This is a genomic window from Stappia sp. BW2 (assembly GCF_008107695.1).
In the GTDB taxonomy this organism is placed as follows: domain Bacteria; phylum Pseudomonadota; class Alphaproteobacteria; order Rhizobiales; family Stappiaceae; genus Roseibium.
This window is the reverse complement of sequence record NZ_VIRG01000066.1, coordinates 592,709-616,160: the sequence shown is the minus strand read 5'-3', so window position 1 is coordinate 616,160 and position 23,452 is coordinate 592,709. Positions and strand designations below refer to the sequence as shown.

Genomic DNA, 23,452 nt, shown 5'->3' with positions numbered 1-23,452 from the left:
CTGGGGTACGCTTGATTGCGCGCAAAGAGCGTGGAATCGTGTTCCCTATCGTTCCATTTGTTTCAACTATAACCCAAGAGGGGAGAGCGATATGTTCAAGTCCATGCGCGTAACAGCGCTTGCGGCTGCCTTGATGGCTGCTACATCATTCACTGCGGTTGCAGAGGTGGTTTACCACCGCGGCAACACTGCCGATCCGGAAACCCTGGACCAGCACAAGACCTCCACAACCTACGAAGCCCATATCCTGCGCGATCTCTACGAAGGTCTGGTCGCCTATGGCGCCGACGGCAAGATCATTCCGGGCGTAGCGTCCGAGTGGGAGGTTTCCGACGACGGCAAGACCTACACCTTCACCCTGCGCGACGATGCCAAGTGGTCCAATGGCGATCCGGTCGTTGCCGGTGATTTCGTCTATTCGCTTCAGCGCATCATGAACCCGGAAACGGGCGCGAAATATGCCAACGTCCTGTATCCGATCCTGAATGCTGAAAAGGTCAACAAGGGCGAAGCCAAGCCGGAAGACCTTGGCGTGAAGGCGCTTGACGATCACACGCTCGAGATTTCTCTGGAGTCTCCGACACCGTATTTCATTGATCTTCTGGGCCACCAGACCGGCCTTCCGGTCCATCCGGCCTCTGTCGAGAAATTCGGCTCCGATTTCGTGAAGGCCGAAAACATCGTCACCAACGGCCCCTTCACTCTGGCCGAGTTCGTCCCGAACGCCCATGTGAAAGCGGTCAAGAACCCTTATTTCCATGACGCTGATCAGGTCAAGATCGACACCGTCTTCTTCTATCCGACGGAAGACCGTGGCGCGGCCCTGCGTCGGTTCCAGGCCGGTGAACTGGATACCAACAACGATGCACCGACCGAGCAGGTTGCCTTCATGCGTGAGAACCTGGGCGACCAGTTCCACGTGGCTCCATATCTCGGCACCTACTACTATGCCCTCAATCACGAAGACGAAGTCCTGAAGAACCCGGACGTTCGCCAGGCTCTGTCCATGGCGATCGACCGTGAGTTCCTGGCCGATGAAATCTGGGGCTCCACGATGGTTGCCGGCTATTCCTTCGTGCCGCCGGGGATCGGCAACTATGGTGAGCCGGCCTATGCGGACTACAAGGACATGTCCCAGATCGACCGCGAGGAAAAAGCGATCGAGCTGCTGACGAAAGCCGGTTACGGTCCGGATAACCCGGTCGAACTGACGATCAACTACAACACGTCGGAAAACCACAAGAACACGGCCGTCGCCGTCGCCGACATGTGGAAGCCTCTTGGCGTCAACGTGAAGCTGATCAACACCGATACCAAGACGCATTACGCCATGCTGCGTGACCGTCAGGACTTTGACGTCGCCCGTGCCGGCTGGATCGGCGACTACTCCGACCCGCAGAACTTCCTGTTCATGGTCGAGAGCGACAACGACGGCTTCAACTATGCCCGCTACAACAACCCAGAGTACGACGCACTCATGGATGAAGCGGCCGTCACGGTGGATCTGGAGAAGCGCGCGGACATCCTGAAGCAGGCCGAAGAGATCTTCATGCGGGATCTGCCGTTCATCCCGATGATGTACTACGGGTCCATGAACCTGGTCTCCGACAAGGTGGCAGGATTTGAGGATAACCTCCTCAACATCCACCCGTCTCGCTGGATGAGCATCTCCGAGTAACCTGGCAACATCGAGACCGGCAGGGATTCCCTGCCGGTTCTTGCAAGGCGGCATCAATCAATCAAGATTGACCGAAAGACCGCCGTTTAACGACAGAGGCAAGGCCCATGCTCCGCTATGTCCTCGGACGATTGCTCGGCGCAATCCCGACGCTATTTCTGATTGTCACGATTTCGTTTTTCCTGATCCGCATTGCACCGGGGGGACCGTTCGATCTGGAACGCCCGCTGGAAGCAAAGGTGATGGAGAACCTCAACAAGATCTACCATCTCAACGAGCCCCTGTGGAACCAGTACCTGTTGTACCTGCAGAGCGTGGCCCGTCTGGACTTTGGTCCAAGCTTCTATTTCCGTGATTTCACGATCAACGAGTTGTTCGCGGAAAGTCTTCCCATCTCCATCCAGTTGGGCTTGTCCGCGCTGTGCCTGGCGCTGATCGTTGGTGGCATTCTTGGCGTGTCGGCGGCGCTTCGCCAGAACAAGCCGGCGGACTATTCGATCATGGCGGCGGCAACGCTGGGTGTGACGATCCCCAACTTCGTCGTGGCGCCCATACTGACGCTGCTTCTCGGCGTCTGGCTTGGCTGGTTGCCGGTCGGCGGATGGAACGGCGGAGCTTTCGTCAACCGCGTCCTGCCGGTGGTCACCCTGGCCTTGCCGCAGATCGCCGTTGTGGCGCGTCTCACGCGCGGTTCGATGATCGAAGCTCTTCGGTCCAACCATGTCCGAACGGCTCGTGCCTATGGGCTGACCTCCTACATGATCGTCGTGGTGCACGCGCTCAGAGGGGCGATCCTGCCGGTGGTTTCCTATCTTGGCCCGGCCGCCGCGGCGCTGCTCACCGGGTCGGTCGTGATCGAAACCATCTTCGGTATCCCGGGCATTGGCCGCTACTTCGTGCAAGGCGCTCTAAACCGCGATTACACGCTCGTCATGGGCACGGTTGTTGTCGTTGCCTGCTTTGTCATCCTGTTCAACCTCCTCGTGGATCTGCTCTATGCACTGCTTGATCCGCGTGTGCGCTACGATTGAGGAGGAGACGACTGTGACCCTCACTGCCACATCATCCACCGGAGCGCCTGCAAAGGGGCGTTCCCTTTGGGACGACGCACGCGATCGGTTGCTCGCCAACCGCGCGGCCGTCGCCTCCATCATCGTGCTCGTGACGATCGCCCTGATCTCTGTCTTCGGTCCGATCCTGTCTGCCCACCACTACGACACCGTCTATCGTGACTACGTGAAGGTGCCGGCCAGCCTGGAGGCCTATCCGAAGGCCGAGCAGGTCGAACCTGGTTTCATGTCGTCCGCCAGACGGGCGCGGCTGACGGTGGAGACCTTCGAGCGCGAAGGCGACACGGTTGTCGCGAAGGTGACGTCCAAACGGGATATCGATCCCCGGTCGGTTCTCTATTTCGACCGCAGCGACCTGTTCAAGAACACGGAGCTTTCGGACATGTCGGCCGACAACAAGTCGGCAACCGTCAAGGCCGACATCAACTTCATGCATTTCTACTTCGGCACAGACGCCAATGGCCGCGATATGATGACACGGACCTTCATAGCAGGGCGCGTGTCTTTGACCATCGGCCTTCTGGCAACGGTCGTCGCGATCTCCATCGGCGTTCTTTACGGAGCAACTTCCGGATATCTTGGCGGACGCATCGACCAGATGATGATGCGTGTTGTCGACATCCTCTATTCGCTGCCCTTTATCTTCTTCGTGATCATGCTGGTCGTGTTCTTCGGCCGGAACTTCATCTTGATGTTCATCGCCGTCGGCGCGGTGGAATGGCTCGACATGGCCCGTATCGTGCGCGGTCAGACCCTGACCATCAAGCGGCAGGAATACGTGCAGGCGGCAGAAGCGCTTGGTGTCGCCGACGGTGGTATCGTACGCCGACACATCATTCCGAACACGCTCGGTCCCGTCGTGGTCTACATGACACTCCTGGTGCCGAAGGTCATCCTGCTGGAAAGCTTCCTCTCCTTCCTGGGACTCGGTATTCAGGAGCCGATGACCAGTTGGGGCGTGCTGATTTCCGAAGGGGCCCGTAACCTGCAAGGGGCACCCTGGATGCTGGTTTTCCCGTCCATCTTCCTCACATCGACCCTGTTCGCGCTGAACTTCATCGGCGACGGCTTGCGCGATGCCCTGGACCCGAAGGACCGGTAAGGAGAAGACCATGACCAGTGAAACCAAGAAAACGGTCCTCTCCATCAAGGATCTGAAAGTCGACTTCGAAACCGCGACCGGCACCATCAACGCAGTGCAGGGGGTCGATATTCATGTCCAGGCGGGAGAAACCGTCGCCATCGTGGGGGAGAGTGGCTCCGGCAAGAGCCAGACCATGATGGCTGCCATGGGCCTTTTGGCATCCAACGGGCATACGCGCGGCGAGGTAATCTACGAAGGCCGGAATATTCTCGGCTTGCCGGCGGGCAAGCTCAACAAGATCCGCGGCGCCAAGATCACCATGATCTTTCAGGAGCCGATGACCTCGCTGGACCCGCTTTACACCATCGGCCGGCAACTGGCCGAACCTATGGTGGTGCATGGCGGATTGTCCTGGAAGGCGGCCAAGGCAAAGGCTCTCGACCTGTTGAAGCTCGTCAACATTCCCGAGCCGGAACGCAAGATCAATGCCTACCCATACGAGATGTCGGGTGGCCAGCGTCAGCGCGTGATGATCGCCATGTCGCTTGCCAACGATCCCGACGTCCTGATTGCCGACGAACCGACAACCGCGCTCGACGTCACCACACAGGCGCAGATCCTGGACCTTCTGGCGGATCTGCAAAAACGGCTCGGCATGGCGGTTATCTTCATCACCCACGATCTGGGCATCGTCCGGCGCATTGCTGACCGGGTGTACGTCATGAAGACCGGTGAGGTGGTGGAAAGCGGAGAAACCGGGCAGATCTTCAATCAGCCCGCACATGCCTACACCAGAATGCTGCTGGATGCGGAGCCGACCGGGCACAAGCTGCCGGTGCCGGACAGCACGCCCGTCCTTCTGGAAGCGCAGAAGGTCTCGGTTGAATTTGAACTCGATTCCGGATTCCTGAAGCCCAGCCATGTTCTGCGGGCCGTCGACAACATCAGTTTCTCGCTGCGCAAGGGGCAGACACTGGGCATCGTCGGCGAAAGCGGCTCGGGCAAGTCCACCCTGGGCCGTGCCGTGCTGAACCTGCTGCCGGCAGGTGGCCGGGTGGTTTTCCACGGACAGCAGATCACCGGCAAGAGCCGCGCGGAGATGCGTGCCCTGCGCAAGGACATGCAGCTGATTTTCCAGGATCCATTCGGTTCGCTGTCGCCGCGCATGACCGTCGGGCAGATCATTTCCGAAGGTCTGATGGTGCATGAGCCAGCGCTCAACGGCCGCCAGCGCGACGAGCGCGCCTGCCAGGCACTTGAGGAAGTTTCTCTCGACCCGGCGATGCGCAATCGGTATCCGCACGAGTTTTCGGGTGGACAGCGTCAGCGCATTGCAATCGCCCGCACCATGGTTCTGAAGCCTGAACTCGTCGTTCTGGACGAGCCGACCTCGGCTCTCGACCGGACAATCCAGAAGCAGGTGGTGGAACTTCTGCGCGATTTGCAGAAAGCCCACGGCTTGACCTATCTGTTCATCAGCCATGACCTTGCGGTGGTGCGGGCGCTTTCCGACACGGTGATGGTCATGCAGCGGGGCAAGGTGGTTGAGGCGGGAACGGTTGATGCGATCTTCGAAGCGCCAAAGTCCGACTATACGAAAGAGCTGATAGGCGCCGCGCTGTTGCCGCAGCAGCAGATGATGGAAACCGCCTGACCGGCGGTTTTCCGAACATCAAGAAGCACAATGAGCCAAGTGAACGTTCAATCGCAAGCGATTGAACGTTCACAGACATAGGAATGTGCCGCTTTCTTCTCAGAGCCCCTGAAGGCCGGGTGCCTGGACGGGCAGAGCTTTGACCTGGTCATGCAATTGCGAGATATCCGCACCGTAAATGTGGGGGGCCAGGTAGACGGCACTCGACAGGATATGGCATCTCAGCGCCTTCACCGTCGCGTCGACATCATGCGCGCCCAATGCTTCGACGATGGTCTTGTGCTTGGTCACATTACGGTCCGCCCACGATTCTTCGGACCGCGTTACTGAGAACATGACCCGCTGCAGGATCATGAAGGTCCTGATCAGCATTGGCTCCAGGACCGGCATGCGGGCGATTCTGAAAAGTTTCAGGTGCAAGGTGCGGTCGATCTCGGCACAGCCGAACACGTCCCGCTTGGCGTGGCAGGCCTCGAACTGATCATCAAGCTCCAGAAGCTCGCTTAGCTGCTCCGTGGTGACATATTTGACCGCTTCCACGATACCGGTCGTTTCAATATCGATGCGAATCTTCAGCATCAGGCGGGCTTCAAGCGGGCTTGGGTCGGTGACGAAAGTGCCCTGATAGCCGCGGCGCACGACAAGACCGCATTCCTGGAGAAGCATGAGGGCTTCACGGATTGTGCTCTGCGAGCAACCATAGTCCTGGGCCAGGGATTGTTCGGTTATCGGGCTCTCGGAGGTCATTTCGCCGGTAAGGATCTGTCGCTTCAGATCCTGGTAGACCGCATCGGACTTGCGTGCCCGTTTGCCTCTGTTCTCTCCGCGAACTGCCGAACGCCGGTCCACGGTAAGTAATACATTCACGTTGTTGCCCCCGTCGGCATCGCGTCTGAATGACAACACAAAGAAGGACTGCAGCCGGTCTCCTCACCAGCGGCAATCTTGTGTTTCTCTTTCCAGCCGGTCATCCGCTTGTGCGAAGGAACGGTCAATGGGACGTGCCAGTTACGCGCAATCGCCTGAATACAAGTACCTGTTTGCATCTTTTCCCACCTGTGAAAGCGGGCTCTGGGTGTGCAATTCAGGTGCTGTTCCGGACCTGATGTTCAGACGGTTGCCAAAATAACAATAAATGCATTGTTTCTCCGCAGCCCTCCAAATGCAATCGATAAGTCTTTACGCTTGGTAACAAATTTGCGAGGAGGCGGCGCAAAGACAGATCGAATGCGGGAGGCGTCGATCAGGCAGAGGCTTTCTCCAGAGCCGAAATCCAGTTCTTCCAGGCGATCTTTTCCAGAACCTGCGTATTGAACCCGCGAGCGTCGAGCTCTTCCATCAACCGTGCCAGGCCAGTGACGTCGCCGATGTCGCGGGGCAGGACGCAGCCGTCAAAGTCCGAGCCAAGGGCGACGCTGTCCTCCCCCAGGCGGTCGACAAGATAGGCTGCATGGTCGGCAATAACAGAAAGCGGCGTATCGCGTGAATGTCCGCCGTCCTTTCGAAGGAACGCAACGTGGAAGTTGATGCCGACGAGACCACCGCTTTCCTTGATGGCGTCAAGTTGCTTGTCTGTCAGGTTGCGGCTGCTTTCACAGATCGCATGGACGTTGGAGTGGCTGGCCACGATTGGCCGGTCGGTGATGCGTGCAAGGTCCCAGAAGCCTTTTTCGTTGAGGTGCGACACGTCGAGCAGGACGCCGAGCTGATTGCAGGCGCGCACGAGGTCTCGGCCCGCACCGGTCAATCCCGGACCGATGTCAGGAGAGGCCGGATACGCCATCGGAACGCCGTATCCGAAGTCGTTCTCACGGCTCCAAACAAGGCCGAGCGAACGCAAACCCAGGCCATAGAGCTCTTCCAGTGCATATAGGTTGGTATCGATGGCTTCGGCGCCTTCGATATGAAGGCTGATGGCGATCTGGCCGGCTTCGACTGCGGTACGGTTCTCGTCCGGCGTCCGGCAAATGACGACATTGCCCTCCGACTGCGCTTCGATCTGTTCTGCGCGTTCCAGCATCCGTCTGGTGAAATCATATGCGCTCTTTTGGGGAACTGGCTGATAGTTGGCAGGATCTTTGGGATTGAAGGGCCGGGTAAAGTCCTGTTCCGGGTTGGAAGGCACGAACATGGCGAAAAGCCCACCGGCAAATCCGGCTTCCTGCGCGCGCACCATGTCGATATGGCCAGTCGTTGATCTGTCGAAAAAGCTGCGCTCTGTGCCTTTCATGGCATCGATTTCGAGTTTCAGAAGCGTGTCGTTGTGACCATCGAACACGGGAAAGGGCGACTTTGAAACGTTTGTCTGCACGGAAGGACCTTGGGTGAGGGGTGAGCCGAAGACTGTCGGCAGGGAATTAATCTAAGGATTCATCTGAAGAATGTAAGGCAGTTCGGAGAATGTGACTTGCAACTGTTGAAAACCTGTCTCAAGAAGGAGCCAGAATTTCTGGAGGTCTCATGAAGCGTTCCAATTTGCCGTTAGACGTTGACTGCGCGCCAGTAACCGGCGTGATCAACCGGCGCGGCTTTCTTGCTGCCGGATTGCTGTTGACGGCAACCGGCCTTGCCGGGTGCCAATCCGCAGGGCTTGTCGGTCTGCCGGACCAGGCCGATCTGCCGGACGAGCAATTCGACTATGCGGCTGCCTATGCAGCGTTGCCTGATGGTGATTTCACCTGGCCGGCGATCAATTACAAGAATTTCGACCAGAAATACTGGCGGCAGATCGTGGAGTACAAGACCCGCGAACGGCCGGGAACGATCATTGTCGATCCCTATAACAACTTCCTTTACTGGACGCTCGGCAACGGCAAGGCGCTGCGCTACGGCATCGGTGTTGGCAAGGCTGGGTTTGCCTGGTCGGGCGAAGCGAAAATCCGCGTCAAGCGTCCGCACCCGATCTGGCGCCCTCCACGCGAAATGATCGCACGCAAGCCGTCGCTGGAGCGCTATTGGGAAAAGGGCTACCCGCCCGGGCTGAAGAACCCGCTCGGCGCGCGCGCCATGGATCTGTGGCAGGGCTCTACGGATACGCTCTACCGTATTCACGGAACCAACAAGCCGAACTCCATCGGCAAAAGCGTGTCTTCAGGCTGTATCCGCATGTGGCAGCAGGACGTGATCGATCTGTTCAGCCGGGTGCCGCTTCAGACGAAAGTGATTGTCCTTAGCAAGGATCCGAACGCGGACGCCTAAGCGCTTCGTGTGTTGAAAAGAAAAAGGCGGTGCCACTCGGTTGCCGCCTTTTTTGTTGCCGGGCGTCAGGCAGCCTTGGCCAGTGCCACGTCGTGAAAGACGGCGGTGAAATGACAGACGGCAGCGGCCAGCACGAAAGCGTGCCAGATCGCGTTCTGGAACGGCAGACGCTTCCAGGCATAAAACGCCGTTCCGATCGTATAGAGAAGCCCGCCTGCCAGGATCATGTAGAATCCGAAGGCCGACGCTTTTTCAATCAGCGGATTGATTGCAAAAACGACGACCCAGCCGAGCGCGAGGTAAATGGGAACGGTGAGGCGGTCCAGTCCGGTCAGATGCGCCAGCTTGACGATGGCTCCCGCAAGTGCGCCGGTCCATACCACCGCCAGCAGCACGCCGCCCGTCCAGCCACCGATGATCATCGCCGCCAGAGGCGTATAGGTGCCCGCGATCATGAGGAAGATGGCCGTATGGTCGAGCCGCCTCAAGATCCCGGTCTTGTTGTCTCTCGCCAGCATATTGTAGAGCGCGGAGCAGATCAGCATTGCCATCAGACAGGCGGCATAGATCATGACCGTGACTTGCCGCGCCGGATCACCCGTATTCCAGAGTGTGGCCGCCAGGATGACGGTTGCCGTCAGCCCCAGGCAGATGCCGATCACATGAACGGCGCCGTCGGCGATGAATTCGGCAAAGGTCTGTGGTCTGAGCGTCGGCATCAAGCTTACCTCTGAGGATTGGAACGAAGCTTTCTTGACCAACACCGTCTCAAATGAAGGTGCAGATAATTTGACAAAGCAAATGTCCCGCAAGCGAGAGCATGGTGCAAAACACTTTTGAAAGCTTGAGGTAAATTACCCGCATTTCACCGGACTTGCTCAAAATTCTCAGACTTGCTTTAAAATTGAGCAGCTCTGGTATCAAATACCTCCTTCCTGTCTGTCCGCTATTTCGGAACGCTGCGATGATGAACCATCTCTTTGACGCCCTGACCGCTTACATTCCAGACCGGTCCAAGGTCTTTCTCGAAACGGTCGATGGCGGGCAGGTGACCTATGCGGACATGCTGGCACGGTCGGCGCAATATGCCGGCGCGCTGCAGAAACTCGGGGTCAAGCCGGGTGACCGTGTTGCCGTTCAGGTGGAAAAGACACCGGAGGCCCTGATGCTTTATCTGGGAACCATCCGGGCCGGCGGCGTGTTCCTGCCACTGAACACGGCCTATACGCCCGCCGAGATCAGCTATTTTGTCGGCGATGCGGAGCCGGCTGTCTTCGTTTGTGACCCGTCAAGAGCAGATGTGCTGGCCGGAACGGCGCAAAAGGCGGGAGCTAAATTGCAGACGCTCGACCAGAACGGGGAGGGTAGCCTCAGTGACCTGGCGGACGGGATGCCGAAAGACTACGAAACCCGTCCGCGCGAAGACGATGATCTGGCCGCCATTCTCTACACGTCCGGTACCACCGGGCGCTCCAAGGGCGCGATGCTCACGCACGCAAATCTGGCGTCGAATTCGCAGACCATGGTGAAATACTGGCGGTTCACGGAAGACGACGTGCTGTTGCACGCCCTGCCGATTTTCCACACGCACGGGCTTTTCGTCGCCACCAACTGCTTGATGATGGCAGGTGGGTCGATGCTGTTTCTGCCGAAGTTCGACCTGGATCAGGTTCTTGCGGCCCTGCCAAGGGCAACGTCCATGATGGGCGTTCCGACATTCTACACGCGCCTGCTTGCATCCGACCGGTTCACCCGGGAGGTGGCCGCCCACATGCGGCTTTTCATTTCCGGGTCGGCTCCGCTGTCGGCGGAAGTGCACAGGGAGTTTCAAGAGCGAACAGGACACGCGATCCTGGAACGCTACGGCATGACCGAAACCAACATGAACACATCCAATCCTTATGACGGCGACCGTCGGCCGGGGACAGTCGGGTTTCCATTGCCCGGTGTCGGCCTGCGAGTGGTGGACGCCAGAACCGGCCGGACGCTGCCTGACGGGGAGGTTGGCATCATCGAAATCAAGGGGCCCAACGTTTTCTTGGGGTATTGGCGAATGCCGGAGAAGACAGCACAGGAATTTCGGGCGGACGGCTATTTCATCACGGGCGACATGGGGCGCATCGACGAAGACGGCTATGTCTCCATCGTTGGCCGGTCCAAGGATCTGATCATCAGCGGCGGTTTCAATGTTTATCCGGCGGAGGTCGAGGCGCTGCTGGACGAACTGCCGGGTGTTGCCGAAAGCGCGGTGATCGGCGTGCCGCATCCAGATTTTGGTGAAGCGGTTGTCGCGGTCCTGGCGCCGAAGACAGGCGCAGACCTGGCGCAGGAGGCCGTTCAGGCCGCATTGAACGACCGTCTGGCAAAGTTCAAGCAGCCCAAGAAGGTCCACATTCTGGAAGCCTTGCCACGCAACACCATGGGCAAAATCCAGAAAAACGTGCTTCGGGAACAGTTCAGCGGCGATTTCGGCTGAGGCCGGCGCCAAATAGGGTAAGGGCGTGGCTTTCTGGGTACAGAACCCGGTTTCGCTCCGGTTTGGTTCAGTCTTCCAGATCTGCTACGGGGCCGTTGCCGCCGAAGGCAAGTGTCGACAAGGCTCTGTCTGTCTGCTGGCTCCAGGCGGTTAGCACCGACGAGAGACGGGCTGCCGGACTGTCCGGCGGGTCGGAGGCGCGCCGAACACACCACCAGTCCTGAGAAATGCCGCCTTCGGCAATCGGACGGGAAACCAGCGTTCCATCAGCCAGCTCCGGCTCGATGGCCCACTTGCTGAAGATTGCGACACCAAATTTTGCGCGCACCAGATCGATCACGGCTTCCGGTGTCGGCATCTGGGTCAATCGCCGAAAGGGCTGGGATGGTGTGCCGAGAAGGGTGGTCCAGTCATTCCCGGGTTCGGCCGTCAGCGGATAAACGAAGAAACGTTCATCCCCCATGTTCTCGCTGTTGACGACCGGCTCGGCCGCCAGCGGATGGTTTCGGGCGAGTACCGCGACAATCGGATCGGTGCCAAGCTTGACCGCACGCAGCGACGCAAGCGCCGGTTCCCGGCCAAAGACCAGAGAAACGTCCACGGAGCCATCAATGAGCGAGGTCAGCGGGTGCGCCGTTGCACGCGACGACAGGTCGACCGTCAGGTTCGGGTCGGCCTGATCCAGATACTTCAGGAACGCGGGAAACCAGTGGTAGCGGCTGTAGGTGGCCTGGCCGAGACGCACAAGGGTTTTGGCATCCCGCGCCGATGCCTGGAGGTCCTGTTCCAGGCGGAACAGCTCTCCCAGAAAGGTCTCGCCCAGATGGCGCAGACGTTCGCCTTCGGACGTCAGTTCGATCCGGTGTTCCGCCCGCCGCGCCAGAACCACACCCAGCCGCCTTTCAGCCTCGCGCAATCTGTGCGATGCGGCCGACTGCGTAACGCCGAGACGTGCCGCGGACGCGGTCATGCTGCCGGTTTCGCCAAGTGCGGACAGAAGGGTCAGGTGATGGAGGGCAAGTCGCGGGATCATGAAGGCATGAAAGCATTTCATGAACTCAATGAAAACTAGGAATTTTGTTTATTTATCGATGCGCGTTATCGACAGATATGAGCAACACTATTTCTTCAAGGATCAGCCTTGGTTCCACAGGCGCCACGCTTGTCATAGCAGCGTCCGCGGTCTGCTTCGGCCTTGTCCCCATCTTCGTGCGGGGGCTTCAGGACACGGGCGCCGGCCCGGCCACGATCGCGCTCTATCGCTATGGCTTTTCCGTCCTGTTCCTGATCCCCTTTTTGCCATTCGAGAAACGCAAACGCGGCGGGGCTCTTTTGGTGATGGGGGCCGGGCTCGTGCTGGGGCTCAGCCTGATCGGTCATTTTGAGGCGATCCGTGTCGCGCCTGTTGCTGCCGCCGGTGTGGTCTATATGTCCTATCCGGTTTTTGCGGCGCTTTTTGCCTGGGTTTTGCTGAAACAGGCGCTCACCTGGCGCTCGTTTGCCTCCGCCGGTTTTGTGGTTCTGGCCGCCGGTTTGTTGCTCGATCCCTCGTTGCTGTCGCCCGAAGCGATGAAGGCCCTGCTATGGGCCATTCCAGCCCCAGTCGCATTCGGCTTTCTGATCGTCGTCCTCAGCGGACTGGCTGGGGAGCTCAATGCACTGGAGCGTACGGCTTGCGGGCTGTTGGGCTCTGTCGTGGGATTGTTGCCGCTTGCGCTCCAGGAGGGGCACGGGTCCGTTCTGCCGTCGACTGCCGGTCAATGGGGCCTTGTCGTCGCCATGGGGCTTGGGACGGCCCTCATTCCGCAGATCCTTTACACTGTGGCGTGCCAGAAGGTCGGCCCGGTGCGCACCGCGGCCGCGGGGAGTTTCGAACTGCCGGCCATGTTTCTGGTCGGTTGGCAGGTCTTTGGTGAAACGATAGGGGGGCGGGAAGTGCTTTCGGCTGCGCTCGTGCTGTCGGCGATCCTGATCGCGCCGTCAATCGGCTTGGCGGACAGACCAAACCGTGGTGTCGCGCCAGCACCTTAAAAAATTATGAGAATATATATCTTGATATCAAGATAATGAGCGACTATCTCCGGATCAACCTGACGGATAGATGCCTTTTGGCCCAGATCCAACACTGGAGATAATGTTTATGACTGCCCGTACGCCCGCTCATCCGATTGAAAGCCTGTTCATCGACCGCTGGTCACCGCGCGCCTTCGACCGTTCGACGATTGAGGAAGCGGATCTGAAAACCATTCTTGAAGCTGCGCGCTGGTCACCCTCCGCTTTCAATGTCCAGCCGTGGCGTTTTGTCTATGCCCGCAGAGGCGATGCCAACTGGCAGGCTCTGGTCGATCTGCTCAACCCGTTCAACCGTGACTGGGCGCAACACGCCTCCGCACTGGTTTATCTGTTTTCCGATACGGAAGTGGACGGCAAGGACGGCAAACCGAACCGGGCAAACGGCACGCATGCATTCGACGCCGGGGCCGCCTGGGCACATGCCGCTCTGCAGGCGACCGCGCTTGGCTACCATGCCCACGGAATGGCCGGTATTCTGAAAGACGAGATCCATCAGAAACTCGGTGTCCCAGAGCGCTTTCAGCCGCAGATCGCCATCGCAATCGGCCGCCGGGGAGAGGTTTCCGAGCTTCCTGAGAGCCTGCGCGAACGTGAAGCGCCGAGCAGCCGCAAGCCGCTTGAGGAAATCGCGTTTGCTGGCACCTGGGCCTGACAAGCACCATTGCTGAAGGCAAATTCGTCTCGAAAGGCAGCGGAATGGTTCTGCTGCCTTTCCCTGCGTCAATCTGCAAGGCGTCTTCCGATCCTGGCCGGTATAGGGTGGCCATGTCGCACCTTGTGGGGAGACCGAACGCATGACCAGAAGAGACAAACTGCCGGAAGATAGTCTCCTGAATGCCTATCACGCGGCCGATGATTTTCTCGACACCTATTCAATCCCCATCCGCGGGCAGGAAGACCTGCTTACTGCTGATATGCGCGTGCTTGCCGAGCGCATTCTGACCGCGGAAATCGGTTGGGTCACGGCTCTGATGTCGCTCCGCGACAACCTGGTGGGCATCATTGGCATGAAGACCACTCATGACCTGGCAAACGAGCAGACGGCCGAGGCTGCGACCTGCAAGGGCGTTGGCGACCGGATCGGTTTCTTCAAGATCTATTCGGTCTTGGAAAATGAGATCATCCTGGGTGAAAACGACTGGCACCAGGACTTTCGGTTGTCCCTTTACCGGAAAAGGGAAAATGGAGCCCGGATCTATGCCTCAACCTGCTGCAAGCGGCACAATCTTGCCGGTCATGCCTATCTTGCGTTGATCCTGCCGTTTCACAAGATGATCGTCAAAACCATGCTGGCCAGAGGTACGGCCACACCCTAGAGCGCAAGGTGACCTGTCTTGCGCCAGACGCGGGCACCCTGTGTCGTGGTGATTTCCTGCCGCGTTCCAGCAGGCAAGCGTATCCATGTGCCTTGATCGTGGCGGCCGGTCTGATCCTCGAAGCTGCCTTCGATCACAAAATACTCCGCTCCACCGGGAAAGGTCTGTGGGCTCAGCCGGGCGCCCTTTTCCCAGTGGAGCATCACCACTTCCTCGTCCGGTCGAACAAACAGTGGCAAAATGCTCTCTCCGGGCCTGCCGGCCTGCCAGCCACCGGGATCAAGCGTGTTCACCCGCACATAGGCATCGTCGTCGGGCTGCATCTGACGCAGCTTTACCAGAATCACAGCTCCCGGCTCGCTTGAGGGGACGTGGCTGGAGCCCGGAGGGTTGCGGACATACATGCCTTTTGGGAAATCCCCGCTTTCGTCCGAAAACACTCCGTCGAGGACCAGAAATTCTTCCCCCATGTCATGCTTATGGGCGGAAAAGGCGGACCCGGGGGCGTATCTGACGAGGCTTGTGGCTCGTGCGACTTCCGCACCATCGCGCTCAAGCATTCGCCGCTCGACACCGGCCATGGGGGAGGGCACCCAGTCGAGTGTGGCGCTGTCGACGATTGCAGGCTGCGTCAGGTCTGCGTGAATTTTCATCCGGTCCATCCCATTATGTTCTTTGTTATGCTCACATGGGGCAGGATATGCGCAATTGGAAGGGTCGGGTATGAACTCGTCGTGAATCCCTGAGACCTTCCACAGGGTGCAGAAAAGTCGACTGTCCGGATAGCTGAAGCCTGCGTGTTGTTCAAAGGTCAGGATGGGCTGGGGTCTGAGCCGCCATTTTCCTTCTTGTCGGGCCACAAAAGACGTTCGTACTCACCGGTTTCACGCAGTTTTTTCAAACCACGATTGAACCGGGTACAGAGATCCTCGCCGTTTTCGATTTTTTTCGAGACAATCACGCGATAGTCCCAGAGTACGGTTACATCTTCCAGCGCCTTGAAACGCTTTGCCTCCTGACCGGGAAACGCAACGGCCAGGGCATCCGCAGCAACCTTTTCATTGCCCATGACAACATCGACGCGCCCTACGTCAAGCATCTTGAAAAGGTCTTCCAACGTGCTTTGGCGGAAGACCGTAATCTGCCCGGACGACACCAGTTTCTGCAGGTCTTCTCCAAAAGCGGCACCATCCAGGGAACCGAGGCTTAACCCGGCAAGGTCCTGCAGGCTGTGCGCCTCAACGGGCCGGGCGGTTGCGTAGAAGAATTGCTCCCGTTCGACCAGAACGGCGTCGCAGAAATGGAAGAACGGTTCCCGGTCCTTGGTCTTGCCCCAACCGGCGGAAGCCTGCCAGCTCCCAGATTGCGTTTGCAGCAAGGCCCGCTTCCATGGAAAGAAGCCGTACTGCACCTCAACGCCCTCCAGTTCGAAGGCTCTTGTGACCACCTGGGCATAGGTGCCATATCCTTCGGCATCCTCGGAAAAATAGGGGTGCCATTCGCCAACGGCGATCGTCACGGTGTCAGTTGTTGCAGAACTTGCGGTAAGGGAAAGCATCAGCAAAACGGCGCCGGAAAGCGGCGCTTTGATCTGTTTGAAAATCTGCCGGCACCAAGAACCAGCCAATCGCTTGACTGTCACAGCGATTTCCCTGAAAAAGCTCCCGTTCCCTCCACCTTACCACAGAAACCCGTGTGGCGTCGGGTTCGGCTGAAATTAAGTCTATGTGGTTCCAGGTCTGACGTTTGTGTCTCCAGTCCAGCCTGTCGTCCGGGGTGGTCTCGTTTCGGTGGAATTCTGGGAAAACCCGGCTTTCCTGGCTGGCCGGCTTTGCAAGCGGCACGGAATCGTGCTGACTACCGCACTGCATGAAATTCAGGAAACGGAGAAGCCGCAGCGCTGCCGAGGCTGCAAGAAAAGTGGTCGCATGACGGTACAAATCGATATCGGTGAAATGACAGGTGGCGCGCGCGCCGGCCTGGATCTGGAAGAACTGCTGGCAACGCGCCTTCTGGTGCAGGGCAATTCCGGCTCGGGAAAATCGCATCTGCTGCGCCGGCTTCTCGAGCAGTCCGCCAAGTGGGTTCAACAGGCCATTATCGATCCTGAAGGCGATTTCGTGTCGCTGGCAGAAAAGTACGGCCATGTCGTTGTCGATGCCGTTGGCACCGAAAAGGACCTCCAGATGATCGCCGCAAGGGTGCGCCAGCACCGTGTGTCGGTGGTGCTCAATCTTGAAGGTCTGGATGCGGACCGGCAGATGAAGGCCGCGGCAACCTTTCTTGACGGTCTCTTCGATGCTGACCGCGATCTCTGGTATCCGATGCTGGTCATCGTCGATGAAGCCCAGCTTTTCGCACCGGCCGCTGCCGGCGAGGTGACCGAAGAAGCCCGGCGCCGGTCACTGGGCGCCATGACCAACCTGATGTGTCGTGGCCGCAAACGTGGACTTGCCGGTGTCATTGCCACCCAGCGCCTGGCCAAGCTGGCCAAGAACGTAGCCGCAGAAGCGTCCAACTTCCTGATGGGGCGTACCTTTCTGGATATCGACATGGCCCGCGCGGCCGATCTTCTGGGCATGGAACGGCGCCAGGCGGAAAGCTTCAGAAACCTCGACAGGGGCCATTTCATCGCCCTCGGTCCCGCCATGTCGCGCCGTCCGGTTCCGGTCAAGATCGGTCCGGTGGAAACGATGGGCCGCGGCGGCAGCCCCAAGCTGATGCCGTTGCCCGAGCAGCCCAAGGAAGACGCCAAGGACCTGATCTTCACGCCGGGCGCCGACGAGGTGCAGCCGGTGCGCCATCGCTTCGTTGAGCCTGTGGTTTCCACGGGCGATGTACTCGACCAGTTGAGCAGTGCGGAGCGTGCCAGCGCCGAGGACGTGCCGCAGGCCGAAAGTCTGCTCGACTTTGGCGAGCGCGAACAGAAAATCGCCGAAATTATCGCAGGTATCCTGGAAGACGAGGACGCTGCGTTCCAGCCCATCGCAACGCTCTATCAGGACTTTCAGGTCCGTTGCCGCATTTCAAAACTGGCGGGTGGTGCGCCGGACCTGCAGACTTTCCGTGAAAAGCTTTCCGTTGCCCGTGCCGGTGTCGAAAAAGGCGAAATGGACGACGGAGCCTGGGCCCAGGCGGAGTTGATTGCCTCGGAGTTGCCGGAAGACATGCGCGGCGTCTATCTGCTCTTGGCGAAGGCGGCGATAGGAAAAGCGCCATGCCCCGGCAACATCGAAATCGCCACCGCCTATGGCACACGCTCCCCAGGCAGGGCGCGCTGGCTGTTGAGCCACATGGAAGAGCGCGGATTTCTCGTGTGTGCCACCGATTTGCGCGGCAACCGCATCGTGACGCTGACCGACCTCGGTTGGCAGACGGCCCCAGGCGATGAAGCCGCGGCCTGACGTTATCGTTTCAGCGTCCTGACTGGCGCCCTCGCGAACTTTCGCGCATGCTTCCTCAGAAGACTGCTAGGGAGGCTGGAATGACGCTGGAAGAAACCATCGACATCTATTGCGCGGCCTGGTCTGAAAGGGACCCGTCCCGCCGGCAAGACCTGCTAGGCAGATCCGTGACAGACGGCATCAGATACACGGATCCCGGAACGGATGTGGTGGGCATTGCAGCGCTTGTCGATCACATTTCGGGCGTTCTGTCCAAGAGTGCAGGTGCGAAGATCGTACGCACCAGCGGCATCGACACGCATCACGGAGCCGCACGGTTTGCCTGGCAGATGGTCAAGGCGGATGGAACGACGCTTCCTGAGGGCCTCGATGTCGTCTGGATCAACGAAGAAACCGGAAAACTCAAGACAGTCCTCGGGTTCTTTGGCGCGTTGCGGCAGGAGTAAGCACGTCGATCTGGCTGGTTGATTTTCCGGGCAGCAAGGCTTCGAATCCGATCAGATTGCAGGGCGCATCCGCATCGTGGAGGCATTGCGCGACGGATCGACGGGCTTTGATGCCAGAAGGTAGTCGAGCTGTGAAAGCTCAAGCGAAATGCCGTCTATGGTGCGCGTCAGCACGCTTTCCAGGTAACTGCCACCAGGAGATCTGTCGCGGATCGCGATAGCCCGCTCCCGGGCCTTGCGAAGGTACAGCATCATGGTGCGGACCTCACCAGGAGTGACGGACGTAAGCTGGTCCGCGTCCGGCGCCGACGCAGAAGCGGAGGAAACAGCGCAGGAGTGCGCAACAGCAGTGTCGGCGAGCCGCATCGATCTTCTCCAATGTTCCTATTTTGTTCTTTTTACGCCAGCTTGCAATTTCGTTCAAGCGCGGAATCGAAAAACAGCCATTTCCACGTCCATCGGATTTGACTGGATTGGACGTACTCGGCGTTGCGATAGCTTGAAAACGAACCACATTTCCTGGGCTTTCACGCCTTGCCGAAAATCAATTCGGCTCAAACCATTTCATCTTCATGTAAGAGGCCATACCTCTCGGGAGAGGCGCGTAAAACAAAATTACGTCACCAGGTTTTTCCCGATTTCGCGCCAGAAAATCGGCAGTGGCCGCAAAAGAATCGACATGCCGCTTGATCCGTGAGATCAGAATGGTTACATATGCAACTAAATTCATCTCCGAACCGGGAGGACGTCATGGATCAGAGAACCGACAGCAGCCAAAATCTTGCTGGAAACGGCAGAAACGCGGCGGGTCTGGAATATATGCCGGGCTTCGGCAATGATTTTGAAACCGAGGCTCTGCCCGGCGCTCTGCCCCAGGGCATGAACAGCCCGCAGAAATGTGCATACGGGCTTTACGGCGAGCAGCTTTCAGGCACAGCCTTTACCGCCCCGAGCCACCAGAACGAACGCACCTGGTGTTACCGTATCCGCCCTTCGGTCAAGCATACCAGCCGGTTCAGGAAGATCGATCTGCCTTACTGGAAGTCTGCGCCGAATGTTTGCGACGACGTCGTTTCGCTCGGGCAATACCGCTGGGATCCGGTGCCGCATTCCGGTGAAGGCCTCAACTGGCTGACCGGCATGCGCACCATGACGACTGCCGGCGACGTCAACACCCAGGTTGGTATGGCCAGCCACATCTACCTGATCACCAAGTCGATGGAGGATGAATATTTCTACTCCGCCGACAGCGAGCTTCTGGTGGTGCCGCAGGAGGGCGTCCTGCGCTTCTGCACGGAGCTGGGCGTCATCGAACTGGAGCCGAAGGAGATCGCCATCCTTCCGCGTGGGCTTGTCTACCGGGTCGAACTGGTGGACGGTCCGGCGCGCGGTTTCGTCTGCGAGAACTACGGCCAGAAATTCGAACTGCCGGGCAGGGGGCCGATCGGGGCCAATTGCATGGCGAACCGTCGCGATTTCAAGACGCCTGTAGCGCACTACGAGGACCGCGAGGTCCCGTCCACGGTGACCGTGAAATGGTGCGGACAGTTCCATGAGACCAGTATCGATCACTCGCCGCTCGACATTGTCGCCTGGCACGGGAACTACGCTCCCTGCAAGTATGATCTCAGGAACTATTGCCCGATCGGGTCAATCCTGTTCGACCATCCAGACCCGTCGATCTTTACGGTCCTGACCGCGGCATCCGGTGTGCCGGGCACCGCCAACATCGACTTCGTGCTCTTCCGCGAACGCTGGATGGTGATGGAAAACACCTTCCGCCCGCCCTGGTACCACAAGAACATCATGTCGGAGCTGATGGGCAACATCTATGGGCAATACGATGCAAAGCCGCAGGGCTTCGTTCCCGGTGGCATGAGCCTGCATAACATGATGTTGCCGCATGGGCCGGACAACAATGCGTTCGAAGGCGCGTCCAATGCCGATCTGAAGCCGGAAAAGCTCGACAATACAATGTCCTTCATGTTCGAAACCCGCTTTCCCCAGCATCTGACCGAGTTCGCCGCCAAGGAAGCGCCGCTGCAGGACGATTACATTGACTGCTGGGACTCGCTGGGCAAAAAATTCGATGGCACGCCTGAAGGAACCTGGAACAAGTAGGCAAGCCATTCGGCATTTGACCGGCCGCAAACGCCGGGTCAACCCTTGCCGGTATGGTGACCTGAACCTTAGGTGACGGTTGCGTACACCACCCGTGTTCCGGCACGCCTGCCGGAGCCCGCACAAGAACAACGGTTAGAAGCCGCAAGAGGCTTTCCGGGAGAAACCATTGCCGGGCACGACGTGTCTGGTGAGTAACAGGAGCAGATAACCCGATGAAACTGGCAACGCTCAAGGATGGCAGCCGCGACGGCAAGCTGGTGGTGGTCAACGACCGCCTGACCTTCTGCACCGACGCAAGCCACATCGCGCCGACATTGCAGGCCGCGCTTGACGATTGGGAGCATGTGGAGCCGAAGCTGAAGCTGTTGGCTGAAAGCCTGTCCCACGAAGCCGTACCGACGCTCCGCTTTCACGAGCACGAGGCCCTGTCGCCGCTTCCGCGTGCCTATCAGTGGGCCGACGGCTCGGCCTACGTCAACCACGTCGAACTGGTGCGCAAGGCCCGCGGGGCGAAGATGCCGGAAAGCTTCTGGACAGATCCGCTGATGTATCAGGGCGGCTCGGATGCGTTCCTGGCGCCACGCGACCCGATTTCCATGCGCGAAGAAGCCTGGGGCATCGATATGGAAGGCGAGATCGCCGTCGTCACCGACGATGTGCCGATGGGGGTGAGCGCCGAAGCTGCGCGCGATCACATTCTTCTGGTGCTGCTGGTCAATGATGTTTCCCTGCGCGGTCTGATCCCGGCTGAACTTGGCAAGGGCTTCGGCTTCTTCCAGTCCAAGCCGTCTTCGGCCTTTTCGCCGGTGGCTGTTACGCCGGACGCGCTTGGCGATGCCTGGAAGGGTGGCAAGCTGCATCTGCCGCTTCATGTCGACCTCAATGGTCAGCCGTTTGGCCGCGCGAACGCTGGCATCGACATGACCTTCGATTTCGGTCAGCTGATTGCCCATGCCGCCAAGACCCGGCCGCTCAGTGCCGGTACGATCATCGGATCCGGCACGGTCTCGAACAAGCTGGACGGCGGTCCGGGCAAGCCGGTTGCAGATGGTGGGGTTGGTTATTCCTGCCTTGCCGAAATCCGCATGATCGAAACGATCAACACGGGCGAGGCCAAGACATCCTTCCTGAAGTTCGGCGATACGGTCCGCATCGAGATGCTCGACTCGGACGGCCATTCGATCTTCGGCGCCATCGAGCAGACGGTGGAGAAGTACGAAGGGCCGTAATCGCGCTCCGCGAGCCTGCGCTCCCATCGACGGTTACCCCCTGACTCCTCTCTCCAAAGGGAGGGGCAGGGGGGAAACTCCGTCTCGCACAAAGACAAAAGCGCAGCGTCAGGTTGAGCCTTTTCGCCGCCAGGATATTTCAGGGAGAGGGTCATGCCTCACGTTGCGCCATTGGAACGCAAGGATCTGCCTCAGTTCGAGGAAAAATTCGCGCGCTACGATGCAATTCGCGGCTTTTTGCCGAACTCGATCCTGACCATGGCGCGCCGGCCGAATATCGCCAGGGCATTCATGGATCTGAACCAGGCGGTTCTTTACGAAGGCACGGTGCCCGAAAACCTGAAGATGATGGTGGCGCTGATGACCTCCATGGCGACTGGCTGCCGCTACTGCCAGGGGCACATGGCCAATCTGAGCCACGTCTACGATGTGCCGGATGAAAAGATCGCTGCTGTCTGGGAGTGCGAGACATCACCGCTTTTCACGGAGGCCGAGAAGGCGGCACTGGTGCTGGCCCGCGAGGCCGCCGGTGTTCCCAACGGTGCAACGGAAGAGCATTTCGCAGCACTCAAGACCCATTTCAACGACGCCGAGATTGTCGAGATCGTCGCCTCGATTGCACTCTTCGGCTACCTCAACCGGTGGAACGACACCATGGCCACCACAATGGAATCCCATCCGGCCGCTGTCGCCAAAAAGGCGATGCCCGTATGGGATGAAGGCAAACACGGAGCTTCTAAATGAGCAAGCAATTCGCATCCGCTGGAGACATGACGGAAAAGAAGATCTCCTTCACCGAAATCGGCAAGGATCTTTGGGCTTTTACCGCTGAGGGCGACCCGAACACCGGCGTCATCATCGGCGACGACAGTGTCATGATCGTCGAGGCGCAGGCGACCCCTGAACTCGCCAACAAGGTGATCGAGAAGGTGCGGTCCGTCACCGACAAGCCGATCAGCCATCTTGTGTTGACCCACTACCACGCCGTGCGCGTGCTGGGGGCTGCCGCTTACAAGGCACCGACCGTGATCATGAGCCAGAAGGCCCGGTCCATGGTCGTGGAACGCGGCGCGCAAGACCGGGAATCCGAATTCATGCGCTTCCCGCGTCTGTTCATGGGCTATGACAACGTCAACGACATCCCGCCGCTGACCTGGCCGACAACCACTTTCAACGACCGCATGACCGTTTACCTGGGCAAGCGCCGGGTGGACCTCAGCTTCGTTGGACGTGCCCACACCGCTGGCGACATCGTCATTCACGTGCCGGACGAGAACGTCATGTTCACGGGCGACATCGTGGAATATCACTCGGCCTGTTATTGCGGTGACGGTCATTTCAACGACTGGCCGACAACACTTGAGCGCATCCGCGCGTTTGATCTTGATGCCATTGCGCCGGGCCGGGGCGATGCGCTGGTTGGCAAGAAGATGGTCAATGCTGCGCTGGATGCCACTGCTGACTTTGTCCGTTCGACCTATGAGCCGGTCGCCCGCGTGGCAAAGCGCGGCGGCTCGTTGAAGGAAGCGTGGGACGCCTGCCGCGCCGCCTGTGATCCGAAGTTCAAGGACTACGCGATCTACGAGCATTGCCTGCCGTTCAACGTCGCTCGCGCATACGACGAGGCCCTGGACATCGACACGCCGCGCACCTGGACCGCGGAACGCGACGCCCAGATGTGGGCAGACCTGCAGGGCTGA

Annotated in this window: 22 protein-coding genes; 15 read left to right on the top strand and 7 right to left on the bottom strand. The window is 59.0% G+C overall.

Features of this window, described 5'->3' with window-relative positions:
- Positions 1-91 precede the first annotated feature (91 nt).
- The 4 genes from FMN63_RS14350 (at position 92) to FMN63_RS14335 (ending at position 5,486) form a co-directional block, all read left to right on the top strand.
- On the top strand, positions 92-1,678 hold the full coding sequence (locus FMN63_RS14350; RefSeq protein ID WP_148584636.1) for a peptide ABC transporter substrate-binding protein: 1,587 nt from the start codon (positions 92-94) through the stop codon (positions 1,676-1,678).
- Positions 1,679-1,785: 107 nt separating this feature from the next.
- The gene (gene oppB, locus FMN63_RS14345) at positions 1,786-2,709 is read left to right on the top strand and encodes an oligopeptide ABC transporter permease OppB (protein WP_148584635.1); all 924 of its coding nucleotides are present in this window, start codon (positions 1,786-1,788) and stop codon (positions 2,707-2,709) included.
- Positions 2,675-3,850 carry an ABC transporter permease subunit gene (locus FMN63_RS14340; protein ID WP_162855032.1) on the top strand — a complete coding sequence of 392 codons (1,176 nt, stop codon included), beginning with the start codon at positions 2,675-2,677 and terminating at the stop codon, positions 3,848-3,850. Before oppB ends, FMN63_RS14340 begins: the two co-directional genes overlap by 35 nt.
- Before the next feature lie 10 nt (positions 3,851-3,860).
- Positions 3,861-5,486: an ABC transporter ATP-binding protein gene (locus FMN63_RS14335; protein WP_148584633.1), complete on the top strand. Its 1,626-nt coding sequence runs from the start codon at positions 3,861-3,863 to the stop codon at positions 5,484-5,486.
- A 99-nt stretch (positions 5,487-5,585) separates the two neighbouring features.
- Here the strand turns inward: FMN63_RS14335 and FMN63_RS14330 are convergent, their stop codons facing one another.
- Together FMN63_RS14330 and FMN63_RS14325 are read right to left on the bottom strand one after the other, a co-directional pair.
- Positions 5,586-6,353: a GntR family transcriptional regulator gene (locus tag FMN63_RS14330; protein ID WP_148584632.1), complete on the bottom strand. Its 768-nt coding sequence runs from the start codon at positions 6,351-6,353 to the stop codon at positions 5,586-5,588.
- Between the two features lie 376 nt (positions 6,354-6,729).
- On the bottom strand, positions 6,730-7,797 hold the full coding sequence (locus tag FMN63_RS14325) for a dipeptidase (protein WP_162855031.1): 1,068 nt from the start codon (positions 7,795-7,797) through the stop codon (positions 6,730-6,732).
- Between the two features lie 149 nt (positions 7,798-7,946).
- On the opposite strand from FMN63_RS14325, the gene FMN63_RS14320 reads away from it, so the two are divergent.
- Positions 7,947-8,684, top strand: coding sequence for a L,D-transpeptidase (locus FMN63_RS14320; protein ID WP_148584631.1), 738 nt, complete (start codon positions 7,947-7,949; stop codon positions 8,682-8,684).
- Between the two features lie 65 nt (positions 8,685-8,749).
- On the opposite strand, the gene trhA is transcribed toward FMN63_RS14320, so the two are convergent.
- A complete protein-coding gene (gene trhA, locus FMN63_RS14315) occupies positions 8,750-9,403 on the bottom strand; it encodes a PAQR family membrane homeostasis protein TrhA (protein WP_148584630.1) in 654 nt (217 codons plus the stop codon).
- A gap of 245 nt (positions 9,404-9,648) precedes the next feature.
- On the opposite strand from trhA, the gene FMN63_RS14310 reads away from it, so the two are divergent.
- Complete coding sequence (locus FMN63_RS14310) at positions 9,649-11,160, top strand: malonate--CoA ligase (RefSeq protein ID WP_148584629.1); 1,512 nt, start codon at positions 9,649-9,651, stop codon at positions 11,158-11,160.
- A gap of 67 nt (positions 11,161-11,227) precedes the next feature.
- Here FMN63_RS14310 and FMN63_RS14305 read toward each other — a convergent pair whose 3' ends face one another.
- On the bottom strand, positions 11,228-12,214 hold the full coding sequence (locus FMN63_RS14305; protein WP_148584628.1) for a LysR family transcriptional regulator: 987 nt from the start codon (positions 12,212-12,214) through the stop codon (positions 11,228-11,230).
- Positions 12,215-12,270: 56 nt separating this feature from the next.
- On the opposite strand from FMN63_RS14305, the gene FMN63_RS14300 reads away from it, so the two are divergent.
- The 3 genes from FMN63_RS14300 (at position 12,271) to FMN63_RS14290 (ending at position 14,549) form a co-directional block, all read left to right on the top strand.
- Positions 12,271-13,191, top strand: coding sequence for a DMT family transporter (locus FMN63_RS14300; RefSeq protein WP_148584627.1), 921 nt, complete (start codon positions 12,271-12,273; stop codon positions 13,189-13,191).
- Between the two features lie 109 nt (positions 13,192-13,300).
- Entirely contained in the window at positions 13,301-13,885 is a 585-nt protein-coding gene (locus FMN63_RS14295; RefSeq protein WP_209001117.1) for a nitroreductase family protein, read from the top strand.
- A 142-nt stretch (positions 13,886-14,027) separates the two neighbouring features.
- Positions 14,028-14,549: a DUF2867 domain-containing protein gene (locus tag FMN63_RS14290; RefSeq protein WP_148584625.1), complete on the top strand. Its 522-nt coding sequence runs from the start codon at positions 14,028-14,030 to the stop codon at positions 14,547-14,549.
- On the opposite strand, the gene FMN63_RS14285 is transcribed toward FMN63_RS14290, so the two are convergent.
- Together FMN63_RS14285 and FMN63_RS14280 are read right to left on the bottom strand one after the other, a co-directional pair.
- Entirely contained in the window at positions 14,546-15,202 is a 657-nt protein-coding gene (locus FMN63_RS14285) for a cupin domain-containing protein (RefSeq protein WP_148584624.1), read from the bottom strand. The two genes, FMN63_RS14290 and FMN63_RS14285, sit on opposite strands and share 4 nt — an antisense overlap.
- A 158-nt stretch (positions 15,203-15,360) precedes the next feature.
- Positions 15,361-16,107, bottom strand: a complete 747-nt coding sequence (locus FMN63_RS14280; RefSeq protein ID WP_148584623.1) for a substrate-binding periplasmic protein — start codon at positions 16,105-16,107, stop codon at positions 15,361-15,363.
- A gap of 370 nt (positions 16,108-16,477) precedes the next feature.
- Between FMN63_RS14280 and FMN63_RS14275 the strand changes: the two genes are divergently transcribed.
- On the top strand, positions 16,478-17,953 hold the full coding sequence (locus tag FMN63_RS14275) for a helicase HerA domain-containing protein (protein WP_148584622.1): 1,476 nt from the start codon (positions 16,478-16,480) through the stop codon (positions 17,951-17,953).
- 80 nt (positions 17,954-18,033) lie between these two features.
- Positions 18,034-18,399: a nuclear transport factor 2 family protein gene (locus tag FMN63_RS14270; RefSeq protein WP_148584621.1), complete on the top strand. Its 366-nt coding sequence runs from the start codon at positions 18,034-18,036 to the stop codon at positions 18,397-18,399.
- A 51-nt stretch (positions 18,400-18,450) separates the two neighbouring features.
- Here FMN63_RS14270 and FMN63_RS14265 read toward each other — a convergent pair whose 3' ends face one another.
- Positions 18,451-18,765: a hypothetical protein gene (locus FMN63_RS14265; RefSeq protein WP_148584620.1), complete on the bottom strand. Its 315-nt coding sequence runs from the start codon at positions 18,763-18,765 to the stop codon at positions 18,451-18,453.
- 384 nt (positions 18,766-19,149) lie between these two features.
- On the opposite strand from FMN63_RS14265, the gene hmgA reads away from it, so the two are divergent.
- From hmgA to FMN63_RS14245, 4 genes are all read left to right on the top strand, one after another.
- Complete coding sequence (hmgA, locus tag FMN63_RS14260; protein ID WP_148584619.1) at positions 19,150-20,520, top strand: homogentisate 1,2-dioxygenase; 1,371 nt, start codon at positions 19,150-19,152, stop codon at positions 20,518-20,520.
- A gap of 215 nt (positions 20,521-20,735) precedes the next feature.
- A complete protein-coding gene (locus tag FMN63_RS14255) occupies positions 20,736-21,752 on the top strand; it encodes a fumarylacetoacetate hydrolase family protein (RefSeq protein ID WP_148584618.1) in 1,017 nt (338 codons plus the stop codon).
- Positions 21,753-21,905: 153 nt separating this feature from the next.
- On the top strand, positions 21,906-22,496 hold the full coding sequence (locus FMN63_RS14250) for a carboxymuconolactone decarboxylase family protein (RefSeq protein WP_148584617.1): 591 nt from the start codon (positions 21,906-21,908) through the stop codon (positions 22,494-22,496).
- Complete coding sequence (locus FMN63_RS14245; protein ID WP_148584616.1) at positions 22,493-23,452, top strand: MBL fold metallo-hydrolase; 960 nt, start codon at positions 22,493-22,495, stop codon at positions 23,450-23,452. The genes FMN63_RS14250 and FMN63_RS14245 overlap by 4 nt, the downstream gene beginning before the upstream one ends.

What these genes read in the sequence shown, in the direction of transcription:
- FMN63_RS14350 (WP_148584636.1), top strand. Translation starts at nt 92, where the DNA reads ATGTTCAAGTCCATGCGCGTAACAGCGCTTGCGGCTGCCTTGATGGCT.
- oppB (WP_148584635.1), top strand. Translation starts at nt 1,786, where the DNA reads ATGCTCCGCTATGTCCTCGGACGATTGCTCGGCGCAATCCCGACGCTA.
- FMN63_RS14340 (WP_162855032.1), top strand. Translation starts at nt 2,675, where the DNA reads ATGCACTGCTTGATCCGCGTGTGCGCTACGATTGAGGAGGAGACGACT.
- FMN63_RS14335 (WP_148584633.1), top strand. Translation starts at nt 3,861, where the DNA reads ATGACCAGTGAAACCAAGAAAACGGTCCTCTCCATCAAGGATCTGAAA.
- FMN63_RS14320 (WP_148584631.1), top strand. Translation starts at nt 7,947, where the DNA reads ATGAAGCGTTCCAATTTGCCGTTAGACGTTGACTGCGCGCCAGTAACC.
- trhA (WP_148584630.1), bottom strand. Translation starts at nt 9,403, where the DNA reads ATGCCGACGCTCAGACCACAGACCTTTGCCGAATTCATCGCCGACGGC.
- FMN63_RS14310 (WP_148584629.1), top strand. Translation starts at nt 9,649, where the DNA reads ATGATGAACCATCTCTTTGACGCCCTGACCGCTTACATTCCAGACCGG.
- FMN63_RS14305 (WP_148584628.1), bottom strand. Translation starts at nt 12,214, where the DNA reads ATGAAATGCTTTCATGCCTTCATGATCCCGCGACTTGCCCTCCATCAC.
- FMN63_RS14300 (WP_148584627.1), top strand. Translation starts at nt 12,271, where the DNA reads ATGAGCAACACTATTTCTTCAAGGATCAGCCTTGGTTCCACAGGCGCC.
- FMN63_RS14295 (WP_209001117.1), top strand. Translation starts at nt 13,301, where the DNA reads ATGACTGCCCGTACGCCCGCTCATCCGATTGAAAGCCTGTTCATCGAC.
- FMN63_RS14290 (WP_148584625.1), top strand. Translation starts at nt 14,028, where the DNA reads ATGACCAGAAGAGACAAACTGCCGGAAGATAGTCTCCTGAATGCCTAT.
- FMN63_RS14285 (WP_148584624.1), bottom strand. Translation starts at nt 15,202, where the DNA reads ATGAAAATTCACGCAGACCTGACGCAGCCTGCAATCGTCGACAGCGCC.
- FMN63_RS14280 (WP_148584623.1), bottom strand. Translation starts at nt 16,107, where the DNA reads ATGCTTTCCCTTACCGCAAGTTCTGCAACAACTGACACCGTGACGATC.
- FMN63_RS14275 (WP_148584622.1), top strand. Translation starts at nt 16,478, where the DNA reads ATGACGGTACAAATCGATATCGGTGAAATGACAGGTGGCGCGCGCGCC.
- FMN63_RS14270 (WP_148584621.1), top strand. Translation starts at nt 18,034, where the DNA reads ATGACGCTGGAAGAAACCATCGACATCTATTGCGCGGCCTGGTCTGAA.
- FMN63_RS14265 (WP_148584620.1), bottom strand. Translation starts at nt 18,765, where the DNA reads ATGCGGCTCGCCGACACTGCTGTTGCGCACTCCTGCGCTGTTTCCTCC.
- hmgA (WP_148584619.1), top strand. Translation starts at nt 19,150, where the DNA reads ATGGATCAGAGAACCGACAGCAGCCAAAATCTTGCTGGAAACGGCAGA.
- FMN63_RS14255 (WP_148584618.1), top strand. Translation starts at nt 20,736, where the DNA reads ATGAAACTGGCAACGCTCAAGGATGGCAGCCGCGACGGCAAGCTGGTG.
- FMN63_RS14250 (WP_148584617.1), top strand. Translation starts at nt 21,906, where the DNA reads ATGCCTCACGTTGCGCCATTGGAACGCAAGGATCTGCCTCAGTTCGAG.
- FMN63_RS14245 (WP_148584616.1), top strand. Translation starts at nt 22,493, where the DNA reads ATGAGCAAGCAATTCGCATCCGCTGGAGACATGACGGAAAAGAAGATC.